The 23,729-nt window shown below is 72.8% G+C and carries 23 protein-coding genes and 1 pseudogene; 9 read left to right on the top strand and 15 right to left on the bottom strand.

Annotation, left to right across the window (positions count from 1 at the left end):
* Window positions 1–2 precede the first annotated feature (2 nt).
* The gene (locus ACU436_RS37230; protein WP_459031804.1) at window positions 3–1,262 is read right to left on the bottom strand and encodes an ABC transporter substrate-binding protein; all 1,260 of its coding nucleotides are present in this window, start codon (window positions 1,260–1,262) and stop codon (window positions 3–5) included.
* A gap of 63 nt (window positions 1,263–1,325) precedes the next feature.
* Window positions 1,326–1,670, bottom strand: a complete 345-nt coding sequence (locus ACU436_RS37225; protein WP_459031803.1) for an NAD(P)-binding domain-containing protein — start codon at window positions 1,668–1,670, stop codon at window positions 1,326–1,328.
* 85 nt (window positions 1,671–1,755) lie between these two features.
* Here ACU436_RS37225 and ACU436_RS37220 point away from each other — a divergent pair, with 85 nt between their 5' ends.
* Both ACU436_RS37220 and ACU436_RS37215 read left to right on the top strand, forming a co-directional pair.
* A complete protein-coding gene (locus tag ACU436_RS37220; RefSeq protein ID WP_459031802.1) occupies window positions 1,756–2,376 on the top strand; it encodes a hypothetical protein in 621 nt (206 codons plus the stop codon).
* A 113-nt stretch (window positions 2,377–2,489) separates the two neighbouring features.
* On the top strand, window positions 2,490–3,608 hold the full coding sequence (locus ACU436_RS37215; protein ID WP_459031801.1) for an NDMA-dependent alcohol dehydrogenase: 1,119 nt from the start codon (window positions 2,490–2,492) through the stop codon (window positions 3,606–3,608).
* Between the two features lies 1 nt (window position 3,609).
* Here ACU436_RS37215 and ACU436_RS37210 read toward each other — a convergent pair whose 3' ends face one another.
* On the bottom strand, window positions 3,610–4,659 hold the full coding sequence (locus ACU436_RS37210; RefSeq protein WP_459031800.1) for an LLM class flavin-dependent oxidoreductase: 1,050 nt from the start codon (window positions 4,657–4,659) through the stop codon (window positions 3,610–3,612).
* A 47-nt stretch (window positions 4,660–4,706) separates the two neighbouring features.
* On the opposite strand from ACU436_RS37210, the gene ACU436_RS37205 reads away from it, so the two are divergent.
* From ACU436_RS37205 to ACU436_RS37190, 4 genes are all read left to right on the top strand, one after another.
* Entirely contained in the window at window positions 4,707–5,507 is an 801-nt protein-coding gene (locus ACU436_RS37205) for an SGNH/GDSL hydrolase family protein (RefSeq protein ID WP_459031799.1), read from the top strand.
* Between the two features lie 22 nt (window positions 5,508–5,529).
* Window positions 5,530–6,279 carry an MgtC/SapB family protein gene (locus tag ACU436_RS37200; RefSeq protein WP_459031798.1) on the top strand — a complete coding sequence of 250 codons (750 nt, stop codon included), beginning with the start codon at window positions 5,530–5,532 and terminating at the stop codon, window positions 6,277–6,279.
* A gap of 41 nt (window positions 6,280–6,320) precedes the next feature.
* Window positions 6,321–6,983, top strand: a complete 663-nt coding sequence (locus ACU436_RS37195) for an SDR family NAD(P)-dependent oxidoreductase (protein WP_459031797.1) — start codon at window positions 6,321–6,323, stop codon at window positions 6,981–6,983.
* A 61-nt stretch (window positions 6,984–7,044) separates the two neighbouring features.
* Window positions 7,045–9,552 carry an ATP-binding protein gene (locus tag ACU436_RS37190; protein WP_459031796.1) on the top strand — a complete coding sequence of 836 codons (2,508 nt, stop codon included), beginning with the start codon at window positions 7,045–7,047 and terminating at the stop codon, window positions 9,550–9,552.
* A gap of 7 nt (window positions 9,553–9,559) precedes the next feature.
* Here ACU436_RS37190 and ACU436_RS37185 read toward each other — a convergent pair whose 3' ends face one another.
* The 6 genes from ACU436_RS37185 to ACU436_RS37160 all read right to left on the bottom strand — a co-directional run bounded on the left by ACU436_RS37185 (window position 9,560) and on the right by ACU436_RS37160 (window position 15,195).
* Window positions 9,560–11,815, bottom strand: a complete 2,256-nt coding sequence (locus ACU436_RS37185) for a glycoside hydrolase family 3 C-terminal domain-containing protein (protein ID WP_459031795.1) — start codon at window positions 11,813–11,815, stop codon at window positions 9,560–9,562.
* 1,277 nt (window positions 11,816–13,092) lie between these two features.
* The gene (locus ACU436_RS37180) at window positions 13,093–13,680 is read right to left on the bottom strand and encodes a nitrile hydratase subunit alpha (protein WP_459031794.1); all 588 of its coding nucleotides are present in this window, start codon (window positions 13,678–13,680) and stop codon (window positions 13,093–13,095) included.
* Window positions 13,677–13,958 (bottom strand): SH3-like domain-containing protein, encoded by a 282-nt coding sequence (locus tag ACU436_RS37175; RefSeq protein ID WP_459031793.1) that lies wholly within the window; start codon window positions 13,956–13,958, stop codon window positions 13,677–13,679. The genes ACU436_RS37180 and ACU436_RS37175 overlap by 4 nt, the downstream gene beginning before the upstream one ends.
* The gene (locus ACU436_RS37170) at window positions 13,951–14,211 is read right to left on the bottom strand and encodes a hypothetical protein (RefSeq protein ID WP_459031792.1); all 261 of its coding nucleotides are present in this window, start codon (window positions 14,209–14,211) and stop codon (window positions 13,951–13,953) included. Before ACU436_RS37170 ends, ACU436_RS37175 begins: the two co-directional genes overlap by 8 nt.
* 10 nt (window positions 14,212–14,221) lie before the next feature.
* Window positions 14,222–14,689, bottom strand: coding sequence for a nuclear transport factor 2 family protein (locus ACU436_RS37165; RefSeq protein WP_459031791.1), 468 nt, complete (start codon window positions 14,687–14,689; stop codon window positions 14,222–14,224).
* A 14-nt stretch (window positions 14,690–14,703) separates the two neighbouring features.
* Window positions 14,704–15,195, bottom strand: coding sequence for an aromatic-ring hydroxylase C-terminal domain-containing protein (locus ACU436_RS37160; RefSeq protein WP_459031790.1), 492 nt, complete (start codon window positions 15,193–15,195; stop codon window positions 14,704–14,706).
* Between the two features lie 175 nt (window positions 15,196–15,370).
* On the opposite strand from ACU436_RS37160, the gene ACU436_RS37155 reads away from it, so the two are divergent.
* Both ACU436_RS37155 and ACU436_RS37150 read left to right on the top strand, forming a co-directional pair.
* Window positions 15,371–16,561, top strand: coding sequence for a carboxylate--amine ligase (locus ACU436_RS37155; protein ID WP_459031789.1), 1,191 nt, complete (start codon window positions 15,371–15,373; stop codon window positions 16,559–16,561).
* Window positions 16,543–17,364, top strand: a complete 822-nt coding sequence (locus tag ACU436_RS37150; protein WP_459031788.1) for a metallophosphoesterase family protein — start codon at window positions 16,543–16,545, stop codon at window positions 17,362–17,364. Before ACU436_RS37155 ends, ACU436_RS37150 begins: the two co-directional genes overlap by 19 nt.
* Here the strand turns inward: ACU436_RS37150 and ACU436_RS37145 are convergent.
* The 5 genes and pseudogenes from ACU436_RS37145 to ACU436_RS37125 all read right to left on the bottom strand — a co-directional run bounded on the left by ACU436_RS37145 (window position 17,357) and on the right by ACU436_RS37125 (window position 21,432).
* On the bottom strand, window positions 17,357–17,521 hold the full coding sequence (locus tag ACU436_RS37145) for a hypothetical protein (protein ID WP_459031896.1): 165 nt from the start codon (window positions 17,519–17,521) through the stop codon (window positions 17,357–17,359). The genes ACU436_RS37150 and ACU436_RS37145 overlap by 8 nt on opposite strands.
* Window positions 17,522–17,603: 82 nt before the next feature.
* Window positions 17,604–17,798: pseudogene (locus ACU436_RS37140) on the bottom strand (SDR family oxidoreductase); the annotation flags it as partial.
* Window positions 17,795–18,946 (bottom strand): NAD(P)/FAD-dependent oxidoreductase, encoded by a 1,152-nt coding sequence (locus ACU436_RS37135; RefSeq protein WP_459031787.1) that lies wholly within the window; start codon window positions 18,944–18,946, stop codon window positions 17,795–17,797. The gene ACU436_RS37135 and the pseudogene ACU436_RS37140, both read right to left, overlap by 4 nt.
* 68 nt (window positions 18,947–19,014) lie before the next feature.
* Window positions 19,015–19,887: an RNA polymerase sigma factor SigJ gene (gene sigJ, locus ACU436_RS37130; RefSeq protein WP_459031786.1), complete on the bottom strand. Its 873-nt coding sequence runs from the start codon at window positions 19,885–19,887 to the stop codon at window positions 19,015–19,017.
* Window positions 19,888–20,100: 213 nt separating this feature from the next.
* Window positions 20,101–21,432 carry an NAD(P)/FAD-dependent oxidoreductase gene (locus ACU436_RS37125; RefSeq protein WP_459031785.1) on the bottom strand — a complete coding sequence of 444 codons (1,332 nt, stop codon included), beginning with the start codon at window positions 21,430–21,432 and terminating at the stop codon, window positions 20,101–20,103.
* Between the two features lie 148 nt (window positions 21,433–21,580).
* Here ACU436_RS37125 and ACU436_RS37120 point away from each other — a divergent pair, with 148 nt between their 5' ends.
* Window positions 21,581–22,300, top strand: a complete 720-nt coding sequence (locus ACU436_RS37120; RefSeq protein WP_459031783.1) for an IclR family transcriptional regulator — start codon at window positions 21,581–21,583, stop codon at window positions 22,298–22,300.
* 88 nt (window positions 22,301–22,388) lie between these two features.
* On the opposite strand, the gene ACU436_RS37115 is transcribed toward ACU436_RS37120, so the two are convergent.
* On the bottom strand, window positions 22,389–23,729 hold the full coding sequence (locus ACU436_RS37115; RefSeq protein WP_459031782.1) for a flavin-containing monooxygenase: 1,341 nt from the start codon (window positions 23,727–23,729) through the stop codon (window positions 22,389–22,391).

Below are 23,729 nucleotides of genomic sequence, written 5' to 3'. Positions count from 1 at the left end.
CTCTACGACCCGACCCGCTGGAACTCGGAGGTGACCTCCTGGCAGGTCGGGGCCAGGTCCGCGCTGCCGGGCACGGCCTGCACGACGGCCCGGAACCCGTACTGCGGGTCACCGCCGCGGCTCGCCGCCTCCTGCGCCGACAGGCCCTCGAGGATGTAGACGGGGCCGAGCGCCTGGTGGTCGCACTCCCGGATCGTCATCGGGCCCTGGCCCAGCGAGACGTCCAGGCCCTCGACCGCGGTGCGGAACTCCTCCGGCGCCCCCTGACCGGCGGCGACCTGCTCCGCGATCAGGTTCACCGCGTTGTAGGCGTAGACGCCGTATCCGCCCGGCGGCTTCCCGTACGCGTCGCGGTAGGCGCGCACGTACTCCTGGACGCCGGGGTCGTCGACGTTCCAGTAGAACGCCGACAGCGCGTAGGTGCCGTCGATGAGGTCGAAGCCCAGCTCCTCGTCGAAGCTCAGGTCCTCGAGGTTGAGGAACAGCGGCATCCGGTCCTTCAGCCCGAACTGGGCGCCCTGGCGCATGAAGCCGACCTGGTCCCGGCCCGCCCCACCGAATACGAGCACGTCGGCGCCGGAGCCCTCGATGCTCGGGATGTACGGGTTGAAGTCCGTCGTCCCGAGCGGGAAGTAGGCGGTTCCCGCGATCGTGCAGCCCTGTTGCTCGGCGACCGACTTCGTGTAGCCGGCCTCCTGCTCGTGGCCGAAGGCGTAGTCCGGGAGCAGCAGGAAGAGGTTCTTGCCGAGGTTCCCGCAGATGTAGGGCACCGCCGCGCTGACCGGGATCGACGTGGTCGGAGCGAGGTGGTACGTGGTGGCGGGGTTGTAGTTCGGCGGCCGGTTGAGCTGCTCGGTCTGGCAGGTCCCGAGGTAGGGCACGCCCGCCTGGCTCGCGATCTGGTTCATGGCGAGCGTCGTGGCCGCCGACACGCAGCCCGCGAGGAAGTCGACCTGCTCGGCCTGCACCAGCGACTGCGCCTCCCGCAGCGCGACGTCCGGCTTGAGCTGGTCGTCGCGGACGATCAGCTCGACCGGGCGGTCGCCCGCCCGGCCGCCGAGCAGCTGGACGGCCAGCTCGGCGCCGTTGCGCTGCTCCTCGCCGAGCTGGACGTAGGCGCCGGTCAGGCTGGTGATGAGGCCGATCTTCAGGGGCTGGGCGCCGGACTCCCCTCCTCCCCCGCCGGAACCACCCACCACCGAGCCGCTGCAGGACGCCAGCAGCACGGCGGCGCAAGCCAGGATGACTGCACGGGTTCGCATGTGACCCACCTCTCGCCGGCGGTGGACTGACCATACGGAGTTCGGCGGCTCCCCGGGTGCGGATCATCCACAAACCAGGGCGCGAAAGGCTGTGAGGCCACACAACCGCCGCAGCCCGCCCTTCCGTGCGGCGCTCGCTGCACTCACCCCCCGCGCGCCGCCGCGCAGGCCGTCGAGCACGCCCGACAGGGGCCCGGCACCGGGCAGGGACGTGACGACGATCTCGGCGCCCGCGGCCACTTCGGCCGGGGACCCGCACACCGCCCCTCCCCGCTCGGCGTGCTCGGCGGTGCGGCGGGCGTCGACGTCGAAGCCGAGCACCGGGAAGCCGGCGGCGAGCAGGTGCGCGCTCATCGCCGATCCCATGACCCCGGGCCCGACGACACCCACGGGGAGCCCTGTCGTCATGGGACCAGTGAAAACGGCCGGTGAGCACGTATCAAGCCGCTCCCCTGCCTGCTCTCGGATATGCGGACCGGGCGGAGGTGAGCTCATGATCGACGGAGGGGTGATCGCCGCGTACCTCGCGGTGGCGGTGGGTCGGGGCGGTCGGCGGTCGCTCGACCGCGTCGTCGACGGCGCGCTCGACCGCCTGACGGACGGCGTGGCGCGCAGGCTCGGCCCGCGGCCGGCGGCCGAGCTCGCGAAGGACCCGTACGACGGCGCCACCCTCGCCGAGGTCACCCGCGCGATCGACGCGGTGGCGCGCCACGACTCCCGGTTCGGCCGCGAGCTGGGGCGACTGCGCAGGCAGCTGGACAAGCACGGCGGCTGGCGGCTGGTCAACCAGGTCCGGGCCCGGACCGGAGTCCAGGTTTCCGGCAGGGGCATCGTGGCCGGCCGGGACGTCACCGCGAACGACCCCCACCCCGGCCAGGTGCTGGCGTGGGTGGGGATCGTCGTCGCCCTCGCCGGCTTCTCCGGGTGGATGTACCTGATCCTCACCGGGTTCGGCCCGGCGGCGCCCCCGGACCTCGAGCCCGGCGTGCCGCTCGCCCCGGCGGCGGTGGGCGCGTTCCTGGCCGGCGGGCTGCTGTACGGGTTCGGTGTCGCGTTCTCCAGGGCCGCCCGCAGGCGCGGGCAGGAGGAGCCCCCGTGGGCGCGCCGGCGCTGAACGGCTACGACGCATGACGTAAGGGCCCGCCGCCATGCGTCGATCGCACCGGCTGCGCGGCCTGCCTAGCGTCGCTCACTGGGAATCGCCTGGTCAGCGACGACGGGAGGGCCATGCGCACGAGAGCAGCCATCATCCGGGAGACCGGCAAGCCCTGGGAGCTGGTGGATCTCGAGCTCGACGAACCCGGCGCGGGCGAGGTCCGCATCAAGTTCGCCGCCTCCGGGATGTGCCACTCCGACGAGCACCTGCGCACCGGCGACTCCTGGAGCAGGCTGCCGATCGTGGGCGGTCACGAGGGCGCGGGCGTCGTCGAGGCCGTCGGCCCGAACGTCACCCGGGTGCGGCCCGGCGACCACGTCGTGTGCTCGTTCATCCCGGCCTGCGGCACGTGCCGCTACTGCTCCTCGGGCCGGCAGAACCTGTGCGACCAGGGCGCCCAGATGGCCACCGGGATGCTCTCCGACGGCACGTTCCGGTTCCACGACGAGTGGGGCGGGGACCTCGGCGGGTTCTGCATGCTCGGCACGTTCTCGCAGCGCGCGGTCGTCTCCCAGGCGTCCTGCGTGCGGATCGACGACGACATCCCGTTCGAGGTCGCGGCGCTCACCGGGTGCGGCGTCCCCACCGGCTGGGGCACCTCGGTGTACGCGGCTGGGGTCCGGGCGGGCGACACCGTCGTGATCTTCGGCGTCGGCGGGGTCGGGTCGAACGCCGTGCAGGGCGCGCTGCACGCCGGCGCGCGGAACATCGTGGCGGTCGACCCGGTGGCGTTCAAGCGCGAGAAGGCGCTGGAGTTCGGCGCCACCCACACCTTCGCCGACGCCGCCGAGGCGCACGAGGCCGTCGTCGAGATGACCCGCGGGCAGCTGGCCGACCACGCCATCTGCACCGTCGGCGTGCTGAGCGCCGAGGTCGTGTCCCAGGCCGCCGCGATCGTCGGGAAGGGTGCGCAGGTCACCGTCACCTCCGTCGGCCGAAGCACGGACGTCCAGGTGCAGCTCGCGGCCAACGGGATGCTGGTCGGCTACCAGCGCCGGATCCAGGGGCACGTCTTCGGGATGTGCAACCCGCTGCTCGACATCCCGCGGCTGCTCGACATGTACCGGGCCGGCCGGCTGAAGCTCGACGAGCTGATCACGCGCCGGTACGGCCTCGACGAGATCAACCAGGGGTACCAGGACCTCGATGACGGCAAGCTCATCCGCGGCGTCGTCGTGCACGAGGACTGACTCACGTGCTCCCGGCCCTCTGGCCGACCGCCGGCACCACCTCGTCCCGGAACAGCCGCAGCGAGCGCAGCACGGCGTCGACGTCCAGCGACCCCCACGCGAAGGCGCACGCGACGTAGTTCAGCTCCCCGACCGTCACCGCCTCGGCGACCTGCGCGGAGACGGTCCGGGGCGACCCGACGAACACCTTCCCCTCCCGCGCCAGCTCGTCGAGGTCCGGGGGCGTCGAGAACCGGTCGTTGCCGTGCGCGCGCCAGAGGTGGGAGAAGCTCGCGTAGTGGTCGGCGAACGCCGCCTTCGCCAACGTGCGGGCCTCCTCGTCGGTCGGTGCCACGAGCGCGTGCCGCATCACCCCGAAGCGCGGCGGCCGGCCGGGCAGGCTGCAGCGGGCCGCCCCACGCTCCTCGGACGCGCGGAACCGCGCGAAGAACGTGCGGCTCTGCTCGCGCACGAGGTCCAGCGGCGGGGACGCGAAACCGAACCCGAAGAGGACGTTGTAGCCCTGGTCGCCCAGGCGCGGGATCGAGTCCGGGTTGGATGTCGGGTACCACAGTGGCGGGTGCGGTCGCTGGTACACCGGCACGGACAGCTCGACGGGGTCGGCCCGCCCCCGGAACACGCCGGTCTCGAGCGCCTCGAGGACGGCCGGGACGGCCGCCTGGAACCGGTTCGCCGCGTCCGCGGGGTCCAGCCCGTACATCGCGATCTCGTACGGGCTGGACCCCCGTCCCACCCCGACGTCGAGCCGGCCGTGGCTGAGCTGGTCGAGCATGGCGATCTCCTCGGCCAGCCGGAGCGGCTCGTACAGCGGCACGACGAACGTCGTGGGCGCCAGCCGGATGCGCTCGGTGACGCGCGCCGCGGCGGCGATGAACACCGCGGGCGAGGGCGCCAGCCCCAGCGGGGTGCCGTGGTGTTCGGCCAGGTGGTAGGTGGCGAAGCCGCCGGTGTCCGCCTCCGCGAGGATGCGCAGCCGGGTGTCGTACACCTCGGCCACCGACGTTCCCGGCACCGCGTCGACCCAGTCGAAGAGACCGAACTCGAGATCCATCCGCTCATCGTGGTCAACTGGCAGCAGGGTTGTCATGCAGGGTTGTCATGCAGGGTTTCGTGCGGGGAGGTGCGGTGCGGTACGCGGCGATCGGGGACAGCTTCACCGAGGGCGTCGGCGACGAGCTCCCGGACGGGGCGGTGCGGGGGTGGGCCGACCGGGTGGCCGCGGGTCTCACGGCGACCCGGGCAGGTGACGTCCGCTACGCCAACCTGGCGGTCCGGGGGCGGCTGCTCGCCCCGATCGTGACCGGCCAGCTGGAGGCGGCGCTGTCCCTCACGCCCGCGCCCACGCTGATCACCCTCAACGGCGGTGGCAACGACATGCTGCGGCCGGGCGTCGACGTCTCCCACCTGGTGGCCCTCACCGAGCGGGCGGTCCGGCGCTGCGCGGAGGCGGGCGTGCGTCTCGTGCTGCTCTCCGGCGCCGACCCGTCCGACCGGCTCCCGTTCGGGCGCCGCGTCCACCGGCGCGCCGCCGCGCTGACCGCGGGCGTCGCGGCGCTCGCGAGATCCTCCGGCGTCGAGCTGGTCGACGTCTTCCACGACACCGAGATCCGCCGTCCCGAGTACTGGTCGGCCGACCGGCTGCACCTGAACGCCACCGGGCACCAGCGCGTGGCCGAGCTCGTGCTCGCGGCCCTCGGTGCGGGCCCCGCGGCCATGGCGGCGAGCGCCGGTTCGCCCGCGGCCCGCCGGCTCCTCGCCGAGGCCCGCTACTACCGGGAGCACGTGCTGCCGTGGATCCACCGGCGGCTGCGCGGCCGTTCCTCCGGCGACGACCGGATCGGGAAGCACCTGGACTGGATCCAGGTTCCCGCCGTGGACCAGCCGCAGGGCGGGGCCTGAGCATCGGGCTACCGTCGGGGGAATGGGTTCACTGCTGATCGAGCCGACCGGCCAGGGTTGGGTCCAGATCCTCGAGCTCGGCAGCGCCCTGGTGCTGTCCGCGCTCATCGGCCTGGACCGGGAGCTGCGCCGCAAGAGCGCCGGCCTGCGCACCCACACCCTCATCGGCTTCAGCTCCGCGCTGATCATGCTGGTGTCCAAGTACGGGTTCACCGACGTCCTGGGCGAGCACATCACGCTGGACCCGTCCCGGGTCGCGGCGCAGATCGTCTCGGGCATCGGGTTCATCGGCGGCGGGCTGATCTTCGTCAAGCGGGACGCGGTGCGCGGGCTGACCACCGCGGCCGCGGTCTGGCTGACCACGGCCGTGGGAATGGCCGCAGGCGCCGGGCTGCTCGTGCTGGCCGTCGCCACCACGGCGGGCTACTTCCTGGTCGTCTACGGCCTCACGCCGCTCAGCACGCGGATCCAGCGGTCCCGTCCGCGGTCGCAGCTGATCGAGGTCACCTACCAGGACGGCCGGGGGCTCCTCCGCGACGTCCTGGCCAGCTGCACCGGGCGTGGGTGGGTCGTGGCGCGCTTCTCCACCCGGCACGACGTCCGGCAGGTGGTGGGAGGCGGCGACCCGGTGGGCGACTCCGTCACGGTCCTCGTGGAGCTGCGCGGCACCGGCCTTCTCGACGAGCTCGCCGCGGAGCTCACGGAGCTGCCCGGCGTGCTGGGCGTCCACGCGGTCTCCCCCGACCACGTCGTGGAGGACGAGTCCGACTGACCGGGCGTAACGCCCGGATCGGGTTCGCTGAGTGCGCTCGCATGGCACGAAACCTCTCCGGGGCCGCCGTGCTCGTCACCGGGGCCGCGTCCGGCATCGGCCGGGCCAGCGCGCTCGCGTTCGCCGCCGCCGGCGCGCGGGTGGCGGCGGTCGACGCCGACGCGGCCGGCCTCGCGAGCCTGCCGGAGGAGTCCGACGGGCGGATCCAGCCGATCGTCGCCGACGTCCGCGACCAGGACCACGTCGAGAACGCGGTCGCGAGCACCGCGGCCGCGTTCGGCCGGCTCGACGTCGCGCACAACACCGCCGGGGTGACCGGGCCCGGCCGGCCGCTCTGGGAGTGCGCGGAGGAGGAGTTCTCGGCGGTGCTGGCCGTCGACCTGCTGGGCGTGTGGCGCTGCCTCAAGTTCGAGGCCCGGCAGATGATCGCCCAGGCCGGCGGTGGCTGCATCGTCAACACGTCCTCGGTGCTCGCTACGGCCGGGATGGCGGGCCACGCCGCCGGCGCCGCCGCGACGCACGGCGTGCACGGGCTGACCCGCGCCGCGGCGCTGGAGCTCGCCCCGCACGCCGTACGCGTGAACGCCGTGGCGCCGGGGAAGGCGGAGCCCGCCGAGATCGCCGACGCCGTGTTGTGGCTCGCCGGCGCCTCCTACGCCACCGGCACCGTGCTGATCCTGGACGGTGGCTGCACCGCGCGCTGATCGGGATCCGCCGCTTCTGGTGAGATGCCGCAGCGACGTGTACGCGGCAACGAGGAGCACTGTGGCGGATCTCGGAAGGCGGCTTCGGCTGTGGCGGGAGCGCGCGCTGCTGACGCAGGAGCAGCTCGCCGAGCGGGCCGGCGTCAGCGTCCGCTCGATCCGTAGGTACGAGCGGGGCCTATCCGGCGGGCGGGCGCAGAGCGCGTCGATCCGGCTGCTGGCCGACGCGCTCGGGCTGAGCCCGGAGGAACGGGCGATGCTGGTGGCGGACACCCGCGAACCCGGCGAACCGGCCGCCACCGCCTCGGCGATCCGGCTGCGCCAGCTCCCGGCACCACCGCCCCTGTTCACCGGCCGGGAACGCGAGCTCGCCGAACTCGACCGGATCAGCGACGCCGGCCGGCTCATGATCGCCACGATCGCCGGCATGGCGGGTGTCGGCAAGACCGCGCTCGCGGTCCGCGCCGCCCACGACGTCGCGTCCCGGTATCCGGACGAGCAGATCTACCTCGACCTGCACGGGTACACGCAGGGCGGGCGGCCGGTCGACCCCGGCGAGGCGCTCGACCGGGTCCTGCGCTCCCTCGGGGTGCCGGCCGAGCAGATACCTCCGGATCTCGACGACCGCGCCGCCCTGTACCGCAGCAGGCTCGCGGGGCGCCGCGCCCTGATCCTGCTCGACAACGCGGCGACGGAGTCGCAGGTGGCGCCGCTGCTGCCCGGGACGTCCGGATGCCTCCTGCTCGTCACCAGCCGCCGCCGGCTCCCGGGGCTGGACGACAGCCACACCGTCTCCCTCGACCTGCTCCCGCTCCCCGACGCCGTCGCCCTGTTCGCCGTGGCCGCCGGGGAGCGGCGGGTGCGCGCCGAACCGGCGGCGCCCGTGCGGGAGACCGTCGAGCTGTGCGGACGGCTCCCGCTGGCGATCCGCGTCGCGGCGGCACGGCTCCGGTCACACCCCTCGTGGACGGTGTCGCACCTCCTCGAACGCCTGCAGGTCCGGCGGCGCCTGCTCGCCGAGCTCGAGGCGGGCGAGCGCACCGTCACCGCTGCCCTCGACGTGTCCTACGAGCAGCTGCCCGCCGAGCAGCAGCGTGCGTACCGCTTGTTCGGCCGGCATCCGGGGCCGGAGCTGACCGCGCACGCCGCGGCCGCGCTGCTCGGAAGCACCGTGCCGGCGGCCGAAGGGCTGATCGACCGCCTGCTCGACTCCCACCTCCTGCAAGAGCCGACCCCGTGGCGTTTCCGGTTCCACGACCTGGTCCGCGCCCACAGCATCGCCAGGGCCGACGCGGACGAGAGCGAGGCCGACGTGCGGGCCGCGCTCACCCGGCTGTTCGACCACTACCGCCACGGTGCGGCCATCGCCATGGACGTCGCCTATCCCTACGAGCGCGAACGCCGCCCCCTCGTCCCGCCGTCCGGCACCCCGCCGCCCGCTCTCGACGATCCCGCCGCCGCGATCGCCTGGCTCGACGTCGAGCTACCCACCCTGCTCGCGGTGGCCCGGCACGCCGCCGACCACGGATGGCCCGACCACACCACCCACCTGTCCGGCACGCTGCACCGCCATCTCCGCGGGCGCGCCCACTACACCACCGCCGACACCCTCCACCACCTGGCGCTGGCCGTCGCCCGCGCCACCGGCGACGGCGCCGCCGAGCTGCTCGCTCTCACGGGCCTCGGCCACACGCAGCGCCAGCAGGGCCGGACCGCCCAGGCCACCGACCACTACACGCAGGCGCTGGCGATCGCCGTGGCCTCCGGCGACCGCCCGGGCGAGATGTGGACGCTCACCGGACTCGGTCACGCCCAGCGCTTGCAGGGTCGGTACGAGGACGCGGCCGAGAGCTTCTCCCGGGCCCGGCGCATCGCGCGCGACACCGGCAACCGCGGCGCCGAGCTCGACGCGCTCACCGGACTGGGCTGGCTCCACCGCCAGCAGGGCCGTGGGGAGCAGGCGATCGAGGACTTCTCCCGGGCGCGGGGGATCGCCCACGAGACGGGCAACCGCAGCGGTGAGCTCGACGCGCTCACCGGACTCGGCTGGCTGCACCGCCAGCAGGGCCGTGGGGAGCAGGCAGGCACCTCCTTCGAGCAGGCCCTCGAGATCGCCCGGGCCATCGGCAACCGCCAGGGCGAGCTGAACGCCCTCAACGGCCTCGCATCGACCTACCGTCTCGAGGGCCGGCACCGCGACGCGATGACGACGCTCGAGCACACCCTCGAGCTCAGCCGGGCGATCGGGAACCGCAACCTGCAGTTCGAGGCGCTCCAGGGGCTGGGAAGGCTCCACTTCGCGGCCGGGGACCACGATCGTGCTCTCGCCTGCCACGGTGCGGCGCTCGAGCTCGCGACCGGGCTCCGCCAGCCCGCCGACCAGGCGAACGCCCACGACGGCCTCGCCCACGCCCACCGCGCCCTCGGCCGGCACGCGGACGCGCGCCACAACTGGGGGCTGGCCCTCGACACGCTCACCGGCATCGGGGCCGAGCACACCGAGGACGGTGAGGTCACCACGGCCGGGCTCCGCGCGCTCCTCGCCGGTCCCGCGCCCCGGGCGACGTGATCCCGGCTCAGCGTGCGGCGTCCCGCATGTCCTCCACGTCGGCGGGCGTCAGCGGCATGTCCGGGAACGTCACCAGCCTCGCCAGCGGGAAGTTGCCCACCAGCGTGCGCATCTCCGGGTCGGACAGCTTGTTCGGGCCCGCCGCGGCGAGGCGCTCCTCCAGCAGGCGCGATCCGACCGGGTGGGCCAGCCACTCCTGCAGGCTGGCGTCCCCGGCGAGCGGCGGCACGGGTGCCGGGCCGGCGACGGTGACGGTCGCGCGCAGGCGCAGGTCCCGGGACGAGGCACCCACGGCGACGCCGAACTCCCCGCCCTCGAACGCCCACCGCCGCTGCCCGACGTGGAAGTAGGACAGGTCGCGACGGGTCAGGGCGAGCTGCACCCGGCGGGACTCCCCCGGCTCCAGCGCGATCTTCGCGAACGCCTTCAGCTCCCGCACCGGACGGGCCACCGGGGAGTCCGGGGCGGACACGTAGACCTGCACGACCTCCTTGCCGGCCCGCGCTCCCGTGTTTGTGACGGTGACCGAGACGCCGAGACCCTGCTCCCCGTCAGGGAGCAGTTCCAGGTCGGTGTGATCGAAGCTCGTGTAGGACAGGCCGTGGCCGAAGGGGTAGGACACCTCCTGCTCGCGCGCGTCGTAACCCCGGTAGCCGACGAAGACCCCCTCGCCGTAGCGCACCACGCCGAGCTCTCCGGGGAAGCTGAGGTACGACGGGTTGTCCTGCAGCCGCAGTGGGACGGTCTCGGCCAGCCGGCCCGACGGGTTGGCGCGCCCGACGAGCAGGTCGGCGGTCGCCCCGCCGCCCGCCTGCCCCAGGAGCCAGCCTTCGAGGATCGCGGGGGCGTGGTGGCCCCATCCCGCCACCTGCACCGTCGAGCCGTTGGAGAGCACCACGACCACGCGCCGGTTGACCTGCGCCACCGCCTCCAGCAGCTCCGTCTGGGCCGCGGGCAGCAGGATGTGCTCCCGGTCGAAGCCCTCCGACTCCGCGCACGCCGGCAGGCCGAGGAAGAGCACGGCCACGTCGGCGCCGCGGGCCGCCTCGACGGCCTCGGCGCGCAGGCCCGCCGCGTCGACCGTGTCGTCGAGCCCGAACCCGGCCGCGAAGACCGCCCGCTCCCCCGCGATCCCCCGGATCGCGCTCCACGCGTCGTCCAGCCGGGTGGGGTTGACCTGCGAGCTGCCCGCTCCCTGGTACCGCGGGGTCCGCGCGAACTCGCCGATGACGGCGACGGAGGCCGCGGGGTCCAGCGGCAGCACCGGCGTGCCGTCCACCGGCTCGTTCTTCAGCAGCACCGCGCAGCCCGCCGCCGCCTCGCGGGCGAGCGCGTGGTGTGCGGCCACGTCGAACGTGCCGCCGTCCCGGACCGCCGGCCCGGAGCGGGCGAGCAGGGTGAGGAGCCGCTCGGCGGTCCGGTCCAGAACGGCCTCCTCGAGCTCTCCGGCGCGGACCGCGGCGACGATCTCGGCGTCGGTGGCGTGGCCGCTCGCCGCCGGCATCTGCAGGTCCAGCCCGGCCCGCAGGGCGGCGACGCGGTCGTCCACCGCACCCCAGTCGGAGACGACGGCGCCGTCGAAGCCCCACTCGGTGCGCAGCACGTCGGTGAGGAGCCACGGGTGCTGCGAGGCGTACGTGCCGCCCACCTTGTTGTAGGAGCACATCACCGTCCACGGCCTCGCCTCCGTGACGACCCGCTCGAACGCCGCCAGGTAGATCTCGCGCAGCGTGCGCTCGTCGACCTCGGCGCTGACGCGCGCCCGGTCGGTCTCCTGGTTGTTCACGGCGAAGTGCTTGACGCAGGCACCGACGCCGGCGCTCTGGATCCCCCGCACCAGCGCGGCGCCCAGCACACCGCTGACGAGCGGGTCCTCCGACAGGTACTCGAAGTTGCGCCCGCACAGCGGGGAACGCTTGATGTTGATGCCCGGCCCCAGCAGCACCGCGACCCGCCCGGCGCGCGCCTCCGCACCCAACGCCCGCCCCACCCGTTCCACCAGCCCGGCGTCGAACGACGAGCCCAGCGCCACGGCCGGCGGGAAGCAGGTGGCCGGCACCGACTCGCCGAGGCCCACCTGATCGCCCGAGCCGGCCTGCTTGCGCAGCCCGTGCGGGCCGTCGGTGACCATCACCGCGGGCACCCCCGCCCGCTCGACGGCCTTGGTGTGCCAGAAGTCCGCGCCCGAGCACAGCGAGGCCTTCTCCTCCAGCGTGAGCTCCGCCAGCAGCGCCGGCACGTCCAGGGCGGCATGAGTCGTCACGCCGCCACCCTCTCACCGACACGGCGCTGCACCAGGCGCCGCTCCAGACGGAGGGGGGTAGATCGTGATCATGTTGCTGGTCGGCGGCGGGTCGTCGGCCCGGCTGCGCGGCAGCTCATCCCAGCAGACCTGATCGGCTGGACGGGGGGCCTGCGCACGCGGCGGCGCGGGGGCCGATGCCCGTCGATGCGCGGGCATGATCCGGCGCCTGGCGGTCGGGTCTGTCTCGTCGCGGGATCGGCTGCCGGTGGGCGCGCCGTACCCGGCTCGTAGCCCGATCGCCCACCCATCGACCCGGTCCCGGGCGCGGCCACGCCCGTCCACCGCCCCGACCACCCCGCGGGGTAGTCGGGTTGGCGCCACTACCGTCCCCCGGGGTCACCGGGGCGGCCGTCCCCGGCCTGCTGGCACGCCAGTCTCGACGAGACCGCCTCTGCTGGCGGCCACTCGACCGGCGGTGGTCCCGCCGGCCCCTTCTGCACTCCTCAGACACTGGGCGACCCCACGAACAACCCCGAGGTCGACACCCAGCGGGCCGTGATCGGCAGGATCGGGACATCACGCTCACACAGAGGGTGCTGCCGAATCGGCCGCGGCGGCGTTCGGCGATCAAGGCGAAATGGTCGCTAGTCGATCTTCAACAGCGACCATCCTCCCTTGATCGCCGCCCTGACCTGCCGTTATCGGGTGCACATCGTCGTTGCCACAACCATGGACAACCGATACCGCTGATCGCGGGCCGCCGCCCGGCGGCTGGATCTGGCAACAGCCTCCCTATGCACGTCAGGTCCCGTTTCCGCTGATCATGCCCCATTTCGGGTCGTTCCAGGCCGGCCGTCGGCCGGCAGGACACTCGGTGCCGACGCCAGAGTCTGAGCGGCCCGGGGAACGGCACCACCGCCGGTCGAGTGGTCGCCAGCCACAGGTCTGGTCGCGAACCGGCGTGCCGGCAGGTCGGGGACGGCCGCCCGGGTGACCCCGGGGGACGGTGGTGACGCCAACCCGGCCACCCCGCAAAGGTGGCGGGGACGAGGCGAACCGGAGGGAACGCGCCCCGGACCAGATCGAGACGGGGGCCGCGCGCTACGAGCCGGGTACGGCGCGCCCACCGGCAGCGAATCCCCTGGTCAGACCGACCCGATAATCATTTTCGCGTTCCGCGGAACGCGACCCCCCGCCTGAGCAGGCCCGAACCCGGGTTGGACATCGCGCCGACAGCGCCGCACCGCGAGTACCGAACTCGACTCGATCACACCGGCTTCTTCGGCCCGAGCAAGCTAGACAGAGGCGGTGCCGATCAGCCCCTCCCGCGTGACCAGCGCGGCCAGCTCGGCCTCGTCCCGCCCGCCGGTGCCGTCCGGGCGCATGGGGAGCACCATGTGCCGGCTCTCCGCGCTGGTGTCGTGCACGACGATCTCGGTGTCGGCGGGGAGCTCCAGACCGAACTCGGCCAGCACGGTCCTCGGCTCCCGGACGACGCGCGCCCGGTACGCCTCGCTCTTGTACCAGGACGGCGAGGGTCCGAGCAGGCCGATCGGGTAGCACGAGCACAGGGTGCAGACGAGGACGTTGTGCCTCGCGGGGGTGTTCGCCACCACGGTGAACCGCTGCGGCTGCGGTCCGCCGCTCATCGACAGGTCGAGCTCTTCGAGCGCCGGGTTCGCGTCGGCCAGCAGCCGCTCGCGGAACGCCGGGTCGACCCACGCGCGCGCCACCACGCGGGCGCCGTTCGCCGGCGTACCCGACACGACCCGCGCGATGATGGCGTCGAGCCGGTCGTCGCTGGTCAGCCCGGCGTCGATCAGCTGCTCCTCGATCCGGCGGACCCGCACCGCGATCTCGGAGTTGGAGTGGTGGTCACTCACGTCACGACCTCCAGGTAGGACTCCCACAACTCGACCTGCACCCAGTGCCCGCCCGGCGGGCCCCACAGGTCCGCGGCCGGGAACCGGACCGTGTACACCGCCTCCACGCGCGGGTCGCCGAACCCCTGCGCCCGGTCGTCGGCGAGCGGCCACGTGCCCTGCACGTCCACCACCTCGCCGACCTGGCCGCGCGCGTAGCGCGGCAGCCGGGTGTGGTGGGGCGGGTCCACGGTGCTGGTGCGCACGCGGTCGCCGACCGCGAACCGCGGCTCACCCACGGCGCGCGGCTGCCGTGAGCGTCTCGACGGCGTGCAGCCAGCGCTCGTAGTAGGACGCCGCGAGGTACTCGGCGGGCGGCATCCGCTCGATCGCGTCCCGGAACTGGTCCAGGTTGTAGACGCCCTGCCGCAGCATCGCGACGTTGAGCGCGTAGACCCGTGCCTCCCAGTCGGCGTGGAACTGGGGCTCGTCGTCCTCGACGGAGACCGGCCCGAATCCGGACTGACCGCCGACGTCATTGACCCGCGACATGTCCCGGAGCTTACGAGCGTCCGGCGATCCAGGGATAGCGCTCGGTGTCTCGTCCGGCGTAGTCCGGGTCGAGGTAGATGAACACCCGCTGGATGAGGAAGTCGCGGATCTCGAACACGTCGCACCAGCGGCCGGCGCCCCAGTCCGGCGACCCCGCGCGCCACGGGCCGTCCTGGTGCTCGCCGGAGCTGGTGCCCTCGGCCACGAGGGTGTCGCCGCCCGAGAAGATCCAGTTGAAGCCGGCGTAGTCGTGCTTGATCCCCTTGAGCGTGCCGCCGACCTCGCCGAACATCTGCCCGATCTGCTCCTTGCCCTCCGCGATGCCCCACTTCGGGAAGTACACCTGGGCGTCGGCGGCGAAGAGGTCGAGGATGCTGCCGCCGGTGCTGGTGGTGCCCCCGTTGTCGAACGCCTTGAGGTACTCCAGCGCGACGGACTTGCGCTGCTCGTCGGTCATGGTCCCGGTCGTGAGTGCCACGTGATCCTCCTTGATCAGCCGGCGTGCGCCGCGGTGGCGGCGCGGTGGGCGAAGGCGATGATCGGGCCGAGCGTCGCGCCGCCCGCCCGGTACGCCTGGGCGGACGCCGACGCGACGCAGTTCCCGACACCGTAGAGCCCCGGGACGGGTTCGCCGAGGTCGTCGACGAGCCCGGCCGACCGCCAGGCGACGTGCAGGTCCGGCCGCACGAGCACGCAGCCGTCCTCGCCGACCTCACGTGCCCTGGCCCGGTCCTCGTAGAGGTCGATGTGCTCGCGGCCGGGGCCGATCACGTGGGCGGCGAGCTCGATGCCGAGGTCCTGGGCGACCTTGGCCGCCGCCTCCGCCCACGTCTCCCCCGAGATGCCGGTGAGCAGGCAGAACCGCCCCTTGCCGGCCAGGTCGTGGGTGGACACGCGGCCCTCGACACCCCGGAACCCGATGTGCTCGGCCTGGCGTACGCGCGCGTGCGGGACCCGGGCCGAGTAACGGATGGTGCCACTCACCGGATAGACCGTGTAATTCGGAGGGGATCCGGTAATGTCGGGATCCGGTCTTTGATCTTACTGAGAACGGTGAGACCAATGACCGGTCGAAATGTCCGGATTCGCCCCGTCGAGGCGGCTCCGAGTTTCGCCCTTTTCGTCGTGAACGGGGGAACGGCGCGTGGAAGAAACGCCCATGGCTGTGGTACTGGGTGCACGCGTCATCGAGGTCGTGAGATCGCTGGCGATGGAGGGCATACCGGTCGGGGTCGTGACCCCCACCGGCGACCCGGCTCGCTGGTCGCGCTACGCCCGCAACGTGATGACGTGGGACTGGATGCAGCCGGCCGAGCGGCACGACGAGGCTCTCGCCGACCGGCTCGTCCGCTTCGCCCGGCAGCAGCCCACCCCGCCCGTCCTCATGTACTGCTCCGACCAGCCGATGATCTTCGTCTCCCGGCACCGCCGCCGGCTCGCCGAGGGTTTCCGCTTCGCCGTGCCCGACGCCGCGCTGGTCGAGGCCACCGAGGACAAGGCGAGGTTCGCCGACCTGGCCACGACGAACGCGCTGCCGGTGCCGCCGACCGTCGTCCTCGACGCCTGCGAGCCGGAGCCGCCGGCCGAGCTCCTCGACCTCGGACTGCCGATGATCGTGAAGCCGACGGCCCGGGACCACACCTGGGTCGCGGCCGTCGGCAGCTCGGTGAAGGCGATCCGGATCGACAGCAAGGAACAGCTGCTGGAGTTCTGGCCGCGGCTGCGCGGGCTGAGCAAGCCGGCCATCGCCCAGGAGAGCATCCCGGGACCCGAGACCGCGGTCGTGAGCTACCACGTCTACGTCGACGGGAACGGCGAGATCGCGGGCGAGTTCACCGGGCGCAAGATCCGGACCATTCCGGTCGAGTACGGTCACACCGCGTCGTTGACGATCACCGACGATGCCGAGGTCACGCGACTGGGCCGAATGGTCTGCAAGGCATTGGACCTGCGCGGGGTGGCGAAGATCGATTTCAAGTACGGCCCCGACGGGTGCCTGTATCTCTTCGAGATCAACGCTCGACTCACCCTCTGGGCCCATCCGGGCGCTCGGGCGGGGGTCAACCTCGCGGGGATCATGTACGCCGACCTCACCGGCCGGCCGCGCCCGGGCTACGCCGCCCGCCGCGCCCGCCTCGACTGGGTGCACCCCAAGGACGTGCTCGCCGCCCGCGCGCACGGCGTCTCCACGACGCAGTGGCTCTCGTGGCTGTGGCGCGCCCAGCCGGTCACCGGCGTGTGGAAGTGGGACGATCCCGGGCCACTGCTCGGCATGATCGGGGTGCGGCTCAAGGGTGCCGTCTCCCGTCGACCACCGCCCCGGGGTGAGGAATGCGGATCGGACTTCTGAGCGACGTCCACGCGAACCTGTTCGCCTTGCGGGCGGCGATCGCCCGGCTCCGCGCGGAGGGGGTCGACACGTGGATGTGTGCGGGCGACCTGGTCGGCTACGGCCCGCACCCCAACGAGTGCGTCGAGACCGTCGCCGAGCTCGAGCCCACCTGCGTGGCCGGGAACCACGAGCTGATGCTCCTGGAGGCCCTGCCGGTGACCCGCGCCGGCTGGCTCGCCCGCCGCACCATCGCCTGGACCCGCGAGGTCGTGCGGCCCGACGTCCGCTCCCACCTCGCCGCCCTGCCGCACGCGGCGACCGTGGGAGAGGTCGCCCTCGCCCACGGCTCGCCCGACGACCCCGAGGAGTACGTCCGCACGGACGAGCGGGCGGCGGCGTTGCTGGGATCGCTCCCGGCCGGGCGGCTGCTCGTACTGGGCCACACCCACCGCCCCTGGCTCACGGGGGCGAACGCCGGCACCGTGTTCCCCACGGACGCACCTCCGGGATCGGCGGCGATGCCGCTCCCGGCGGGCGAGCGGTACCTGGTCAACCCCGGTTCGGTCGGCCAGTCCCGCGAGCGCGAACCCGTCCCGCGGGCCCGTTTCGCCCTCCTCGACCTCGACCGCGCCCAGGTGCGCTTCTTCGCCGAGCCCTACGACGCCGCGGCCACCCGGGCGGCGTTGCGCGCGCAGCACCTCCCCGTCGACACGGTCCACCTCCGGCCGGGCCGGGTCGCCACCGCGGCCCGCCGCGCCAGGCGCCTCCTGCACCAGGCGTCGCGCCGAACCGGAGACGCCGCACGAACGGCGATCACCTGACGGACGCCAGCGCCCCCGCACCCGGCCCGTCGAGGTCGTCCGGCGCCACCCGCCGACCGGACACGGCCAGGAGGAGCGAGAGGGCGGTGCCCGTCACCTCCGGGCCGTCGCCGATCGAGAGGTCGGCGTCCTCCGCCGTCAGCCGGACCCGCGCCACGAGCTCCGCGCTGGGCGTGCCGCCCGATCGCCTCCAGCACCGCAGGCGCACCGTCGGTCGTGAGGAACGGCCACACCAGGAACACCGTCGTCACCCCGGCCAGTGCCGGGACCAGCCCGTCCGGGTCATCCAGGCGACCGCTCGCGACGTCGACCCCAGGGGCCGGCGCGGTCGCCCCCGGGCGCACCAGGGCGCGGACGTCGGCCGTGCCCGCCGCCTTCAGCCGGGAGAGCACGTGCCGGCCGACGTTCCCCGTGGCCCCGATCACCAGGATCATGCGGCGGGTGCCTCCTCGTCGTCGCGGGGGAAGAAGGGGAACTCGAGGTACACGCGGTCGGCGGCGGCGAGGATCTCGGCGGCGTCGTCGACGGGCGGGTGGATGGCCTGGTTGATCCCCTTCTTGATGGCCGCGCCGTCGGCACCCGACGCCATCACCTTGCGGTCCCAGCCCCGGGTGAAGATCGCGCCGGCGCCACCGAGGTCCAGGCAGGTGACGTAGGGGCCTGGGGTGAAGTCGCGCAGCGGCACGCCGAGCAGGTCGGCCGCCGCGTTGTACCCGGCGACCTTGCCCAGCGGGGTGGCGTGCTGGCAGGCCTGCATGACCGTGTGCTCGGCGTCGAACACCGCCGCGGCCGTGTCCCCGGCGACGAACACCTCGGGCAGGGCGCGCAGGTGGTGGTCCACCGGCACCCGGCCGAGGTGGTCGCGCTCGTCCGCGATCTGCCGGGTGAGCTCGCTGGCCCGGATCCCCACGGACCAGACCACCGCGTCCGCATCGACCCTGGCGCCGTCGGAGAGGATGGCGTACCCGTCGGCGACCTCCGTCACGGTCGTGCCGAGGCGGGTCTCGACGCCCAGCTCGGCCAACGCCGACTCGATCTCCTCGCGCGGCCCCGGGCCGAGCTGGTCCCCCACCACGTCCGACCGGTCCACCAGCAGCACGCGACCCCGCGCGGCCAGTGCGGTGGCGGCCTCCAGGCCGACGAACCCGGCACCGACGACCACGGCCGAATACCCCTCCCGGTCGCGCAGGTGATCGGTGAGCCGGCGGGCCCCGTCGAGCGTGTCGATGTCGAAGAGCCGCTCCGCGCCGGGCAGGCCGTGGGGCTGGACGAGCGTGCTGCCCGCGGCCAGCACCAGCCGGTCGTAGCCGATCTGCTCACTGCCGGCCACCACCACGCGGCGGTCGGTGTCGATCGTGCTCACCGAGGCCCGCACGTGCGCGACGCCGATCGGTTCGAGGATCCTGCGCAGCTCCACCGTGGCCAGGTCGGGTTCGGGCTCGTACAGCCGCGGCCGCAGCACCAGGTGTTCGTTCGGCGCGACGACGGTGACGCGCAGATCCGCGTCCCCGCGTGCCAGCGCCGCTCCCGCCGCGCTCCAGACGCCGGCGAAACCCCCTCCGATGATCACGACGTGTGCCACGATGCCGTCCTCTCCCCAAGCCTCGCCCCCCGGATCCGAGGGTTCGGCAGTGAGACAACCCGGCGCGCTCAGGTGTGACCGAGGTGCGCGAGCTTGTCGGGGTTGACCAGCCTGCGGAACTCCGTGATCCGACCGCCGGCGATCTCCACGGTGTCCAGCCAGACCAGGTCGCCGCGGTGGAAGGTCGCCAGGGCCGGCAGGCCGTTGACCTCGACGACCCGGAACCCCTCGGGGCGCCTGACCTCGACCTGCTTGACGAGCAGCCGGGCGATCCGCTCACAGCCGCGGACCGGTGTGCGAGCGGCGATCACCTTGCCGCCGCCGTCCGCGACGTAGACGGCCTCGGGGTGCAGCAGCTCCACGAGCCCGGCCATGTCACCGGCGTCGGCGGCCGCCCTGAACGCCTTCAGCACGCGTTCGGTCTCGGCCCTGGTCGCGCGGGGCCGCTCCTCGACCGCCGCGACGCGCGCCCGTGCCCGCGAGGCGAGCTTGCGGCTGGCGGCGGGCGTGCCGCCGAGCACCTCCGCGACCTGGGTGAAGGGGAAGTCGAACACGTCGTGCAGCACGAGCGCGACGCGTTCGGCAGGGCTGAGCGCCTCCATGACCACCAGCATCGCCGTGCTCACCGACTCGTCCACGAGCACCTGGGTGGCGACGTCGGGGCCGGTCAGGAGCGGTTCGGGCAGCCACGGCCCGACATAGGTCTCGCGCCGGACGCGCGCCGACTTCAGCACGTTCAACGACGTCCGGGCGGCCACGGTGAGCAGCCAGGCCCGCACGTCCCGCACCTCGGACAGGTCCGCGGCCTCGGCGCGCAGCCAGACCTCCTGCGTCACGTCCTCGGCCTCGACCACGCTGCCGAGGATCCGGTACGCCGCCCCGAAGACCGCCGGACGATGCGACTCCCACTCGGCCTCCGCCAACGTGCCCGTCAGCCCCACCCCCGGCCCCCTCGGATCGGCCTCCGATCCTAATGACGTTGTTCCCCGGTCCCGGACACGTAGGCGATGACGTGCTCGGACAGCCGCGCGGCGCGGTCGTCCGTTCCCATGTGGAGCATCATGGACCCATAACGCTGTCTGGAAGGCGTCAGAACAGCACTACGGCTCCATGGTGCGCCCCGGCCTGGTGCTGGACGTGCAGGACCCGCACGGTCAGCTCCAGGGGAAAGGCGAGTTGCTCGTCGGGTGCAGCTCGCCGGTCTCGTAGCGGGCGAACCGGAACGGCCGCAACAGCGCGCTCTCCTGCCCGAGCAGCTCTCCCGCGACCAGGTCGCCCACCCCGATCATCTTGTAGCCGTGGTTGGCGTCGGCGATCACGTAGGCGTTCTGCCGGAACCGGTCGAAGACCGGGAAGCTGTCGGGGGTGAAGGCACCCAGCCCGCCCGACGGCTCCCGGCGGTAGAAGTGCCCCTTGCCCTCGAAGCGCTGGTGGCAGTGCGCCAGCGCGGACGTCCACATCCGCGCGAAGTCCGCACCCACGGCGAACTCCGGGCTCGCCGGGCCGTACGGGTCGACGGCGACGTCGGCGGCGGGTCGCTGCACCGGCACCGGCGCCGCACCGCCCTGGACGCCGCCGAACGAGAAGTCGGGCTTGTAGTAGATGCCCCACAGCTCATCGGTGATCAGGCTGCCGTCGGAGTCGTCGTGGAGCGGCTGGTCGGAGTCGACGTGCAGCACCGGCGGCATTCCGCCGTGGTTGTCGCGGAACTCCCCCGGATCGACCTCCAGCACACCCTCCTGCAGCGCCCAGTAGGTCCACATCGCGCGGTCCGGGTGCACGACGCCGTCGGGGCCGGTGACCGGGATCCGCTCGGGCAGGTCGAGCATCGACCACACGTCGCGGATCCACGGACCGACGGCGATCACGATCTCGTCGCAGGTGATCGGCCCGCGGTCCGTCTCGACGGCGGTCACCGCGCCGCCGTCGACGCTCAGCCCGGTGACGCGGACGCCCGTCCGGATCCGCACGCCCTCGGCCTCGGCCTTGGCGGCGAGCCCCTTGAGCGACGCGACGTTGTTGGCGTAGCCGCCGCGCTTCTCGTGCAGCACGACGGAGATCCCCGGCGCCTGCCAGTCGGAGAACATGCCCGTCATGTACTCCCGGCACGCCTGCTCGCCGACGACCAGCTCCGACTCGTAGCCGATGGCGTGTTGCTCCGCGTAGATCTGCTCGACGTCGGTCCGCATGACCTCGGGAGCGATCTGGACGTACCCGACGCCGTGGTACGCGAACGCCTCCGGGTCGGACTCCCACACCCCGACCGAGTGCGCCATCAGCTCGCGCATGGCGGGCTGGAAGTAGTTGTTCCGCACGACCCCGCAGGCGACACCGGACGCCCCGGCGCCGATGGCGGTCTTGTCGAGGACGAGGACGTCCTCCCCGTCCCCCTGGCCGCTCGCACGGAGGCGGCGGGCGAGGTTCCAGGCGGTCGAGAGGCCGTGGATCCCGGCACCGATGATCAGGTAGCGGGCGTGCTCGCTCATGCTGACTCACTCCAGGCGAGGTCGTCGGACGAGGGGCAGGAGCGATGGCACAGCCTCTGGGCTACTATTGCCAATAGGGAGATACCATCTCCACTGCTGCGAGGGTGACGATACTATGGTTCGCACTGGCCGACCAGCGGCGCGACAGGTGGGATCGGTTCAGCGCGCCGTGGAGGTGCTGGAGGCGCTGGCCGAGGCCGAGGTGGAGCTCGGTACGAACGAGATCGCCCGCCGCACCGGCGTGAACGTCAGCACGATCTCCCGGCTCCTGTCGACGCTGACCACGGCCGGGCTGGTCCAGTACGTTCCGTCGACGGGCCGGTACCGGCTGGGTATCCGGATCATGCAGCTGGCGAACGCCGTCCGCGACAGACTCGACATCCGCCAGCTGGCCCGGCCGTTCCTCGAGGAGCTCACCGCCATCACGGATGAGACCACGACGCTCTCCCTGCCCGCGGCCCACGACCTGATCACGATCGACTTCGTGCCCAGCCCGAGGTCGGTGCAGAGCGTGGCCCGCATCGGCCGCAACAGCGTCGCCCACGCGACCGCCGTCGGGAAGGTGCTCCTGGCGTGGGGCGGCACGCTGCCCGACGGCGAGCTCACCGCCTACACCGAACGCACCACGACGGACCGGGAGGCCGTCGCGGTGGAGGTCGGCCGCGTGCGCGAGCGCGGCTGGGCCCAGGCCGTCGGCGAGCGCGAGGAGGAACTGAACGCCGTGGGCGTGCCGGTCCTCGACAGCACCGGCGCGCTGGTGGCTGCGCTCGGCGTGCAGGGCCCCGGCGGGCGGTTCACGCCGCGGGCCATGCGCGCCGCGATCGACCCGTTGCTCGAACGCGCGCAGGCGCTGACGCGCGCCCTCTGACCCACACCCGCCTCAGACTGAACGAACGGCACTCCCGTACCGCTCTATCGGACGAGGGTGCCGCTCGTACGGGAGATGGGGAACCCACCTACTCGGTGCCCAGGAACGTGGCCAGTGAGTCGTCGGGCTCGTCCCACCACGGTGTGTGGTGCACGGGACCGACCGTGCCCGTGCACGGCGAGGAGAACGACCGGTCGCGGTAGCCGGTGATGCTCTCCTCCTTGTGGTGCTCCCACGTCTTGAAATGCTCACACACCAGGTCCAGGTCGAACCCCGGGTAGTCCACACCCTTGAGCAGGTCACGCACGTAGTCGGTCTGGAAGTCGATCTCATCCACCGGACCACCCAGCGACTCCTGCCGCTCCCGCCACGCCGCGACGTCCACGTCCATCTCCCCCCGCGCCGGCAACGCGACCCGACCGAGCACGACATCACGCGCGAACCACGCCTGCGCATCGAACATGTTGAACGTGTAGTACTGATCCTGCATCCCCAGATACAACAACCTCGGGTTCCCCGTCCACACCACACCCTTGTACAGATCCGGCGGGTAGAGCACGTTCGCGGTACGCAGCCGCAGCCCCTCCTCGACGAACGGGAACCAGTGCCGGTACCCGGTGCACAACACGATCGCATCCACCTCACGGCTGGTGCCGTCGACGAAATGCGCCGTCCTCCCCTCCATACGCTCCAGCCCCGGCACCTCGCAGATCCCCTCCGGCCACCCGAACCCCATCGCCGCGTTCCGGTAGGAGATCGTGACCGAACGCGCCCCGTACTTGCGCGACTGCAGCGCCACATCCTCCGCCGAGTAGCTGCTACCCAGCACGAGCAGATCCTTACCCGCGAACTCCTGCGCGTCCCGGAAGTCGTGCGAGTGCAACACCCGCCCGGGGAACGTGGCGAACCCCGGGTACTCCGGCATGTTCGGGGTGGAGAAATGGCCGGTGGCGACGATGACGTGGTCGAACTCCTCGGTACGGGTCACACCGTCCCCACGCGACTCCACCATGACCTCGAACACATCCCGGGCGGCGTCGAAAGAAACCCACCGCACCGCCGAGTCGAACCGGATGTGCCGACGGACGTCGCTCTTCTTCGCCCGCCCCGTGATGTAGTCGAACAGCACCTCCCGCGGCGGGAACGACGGGATCGACGTGCCGAAATGCTCGTCGAACGTGTAATCGGCGAACTCCAGGCACTCCTTCGGCCCGTTCGACCACAGGTACCGGTACATGCTCCCGTGCACCGGATCACCGTGCTGATCCAACCCGGTACGCCACGTGTAGTTCCACAACCCACCCCAGTCACTCTGCTTCTCGAAACAGACCACCTCGGGAACATCCACCCCGCTGCGACGCGCCTCCTCGAAAGCGTGCAGCTGGGCCAGGCCACTCGGGCCGGCACCGATGACGGCGACGCGTGCCAT

It is taken from the genome of Pseudonocardia wallangbongensis, assembly GCF_054486945.1.
Note: the sequence above shows the minus strand (reverse complement) of the source record. Positions and strands in the feature narration are given on the sequence as shown.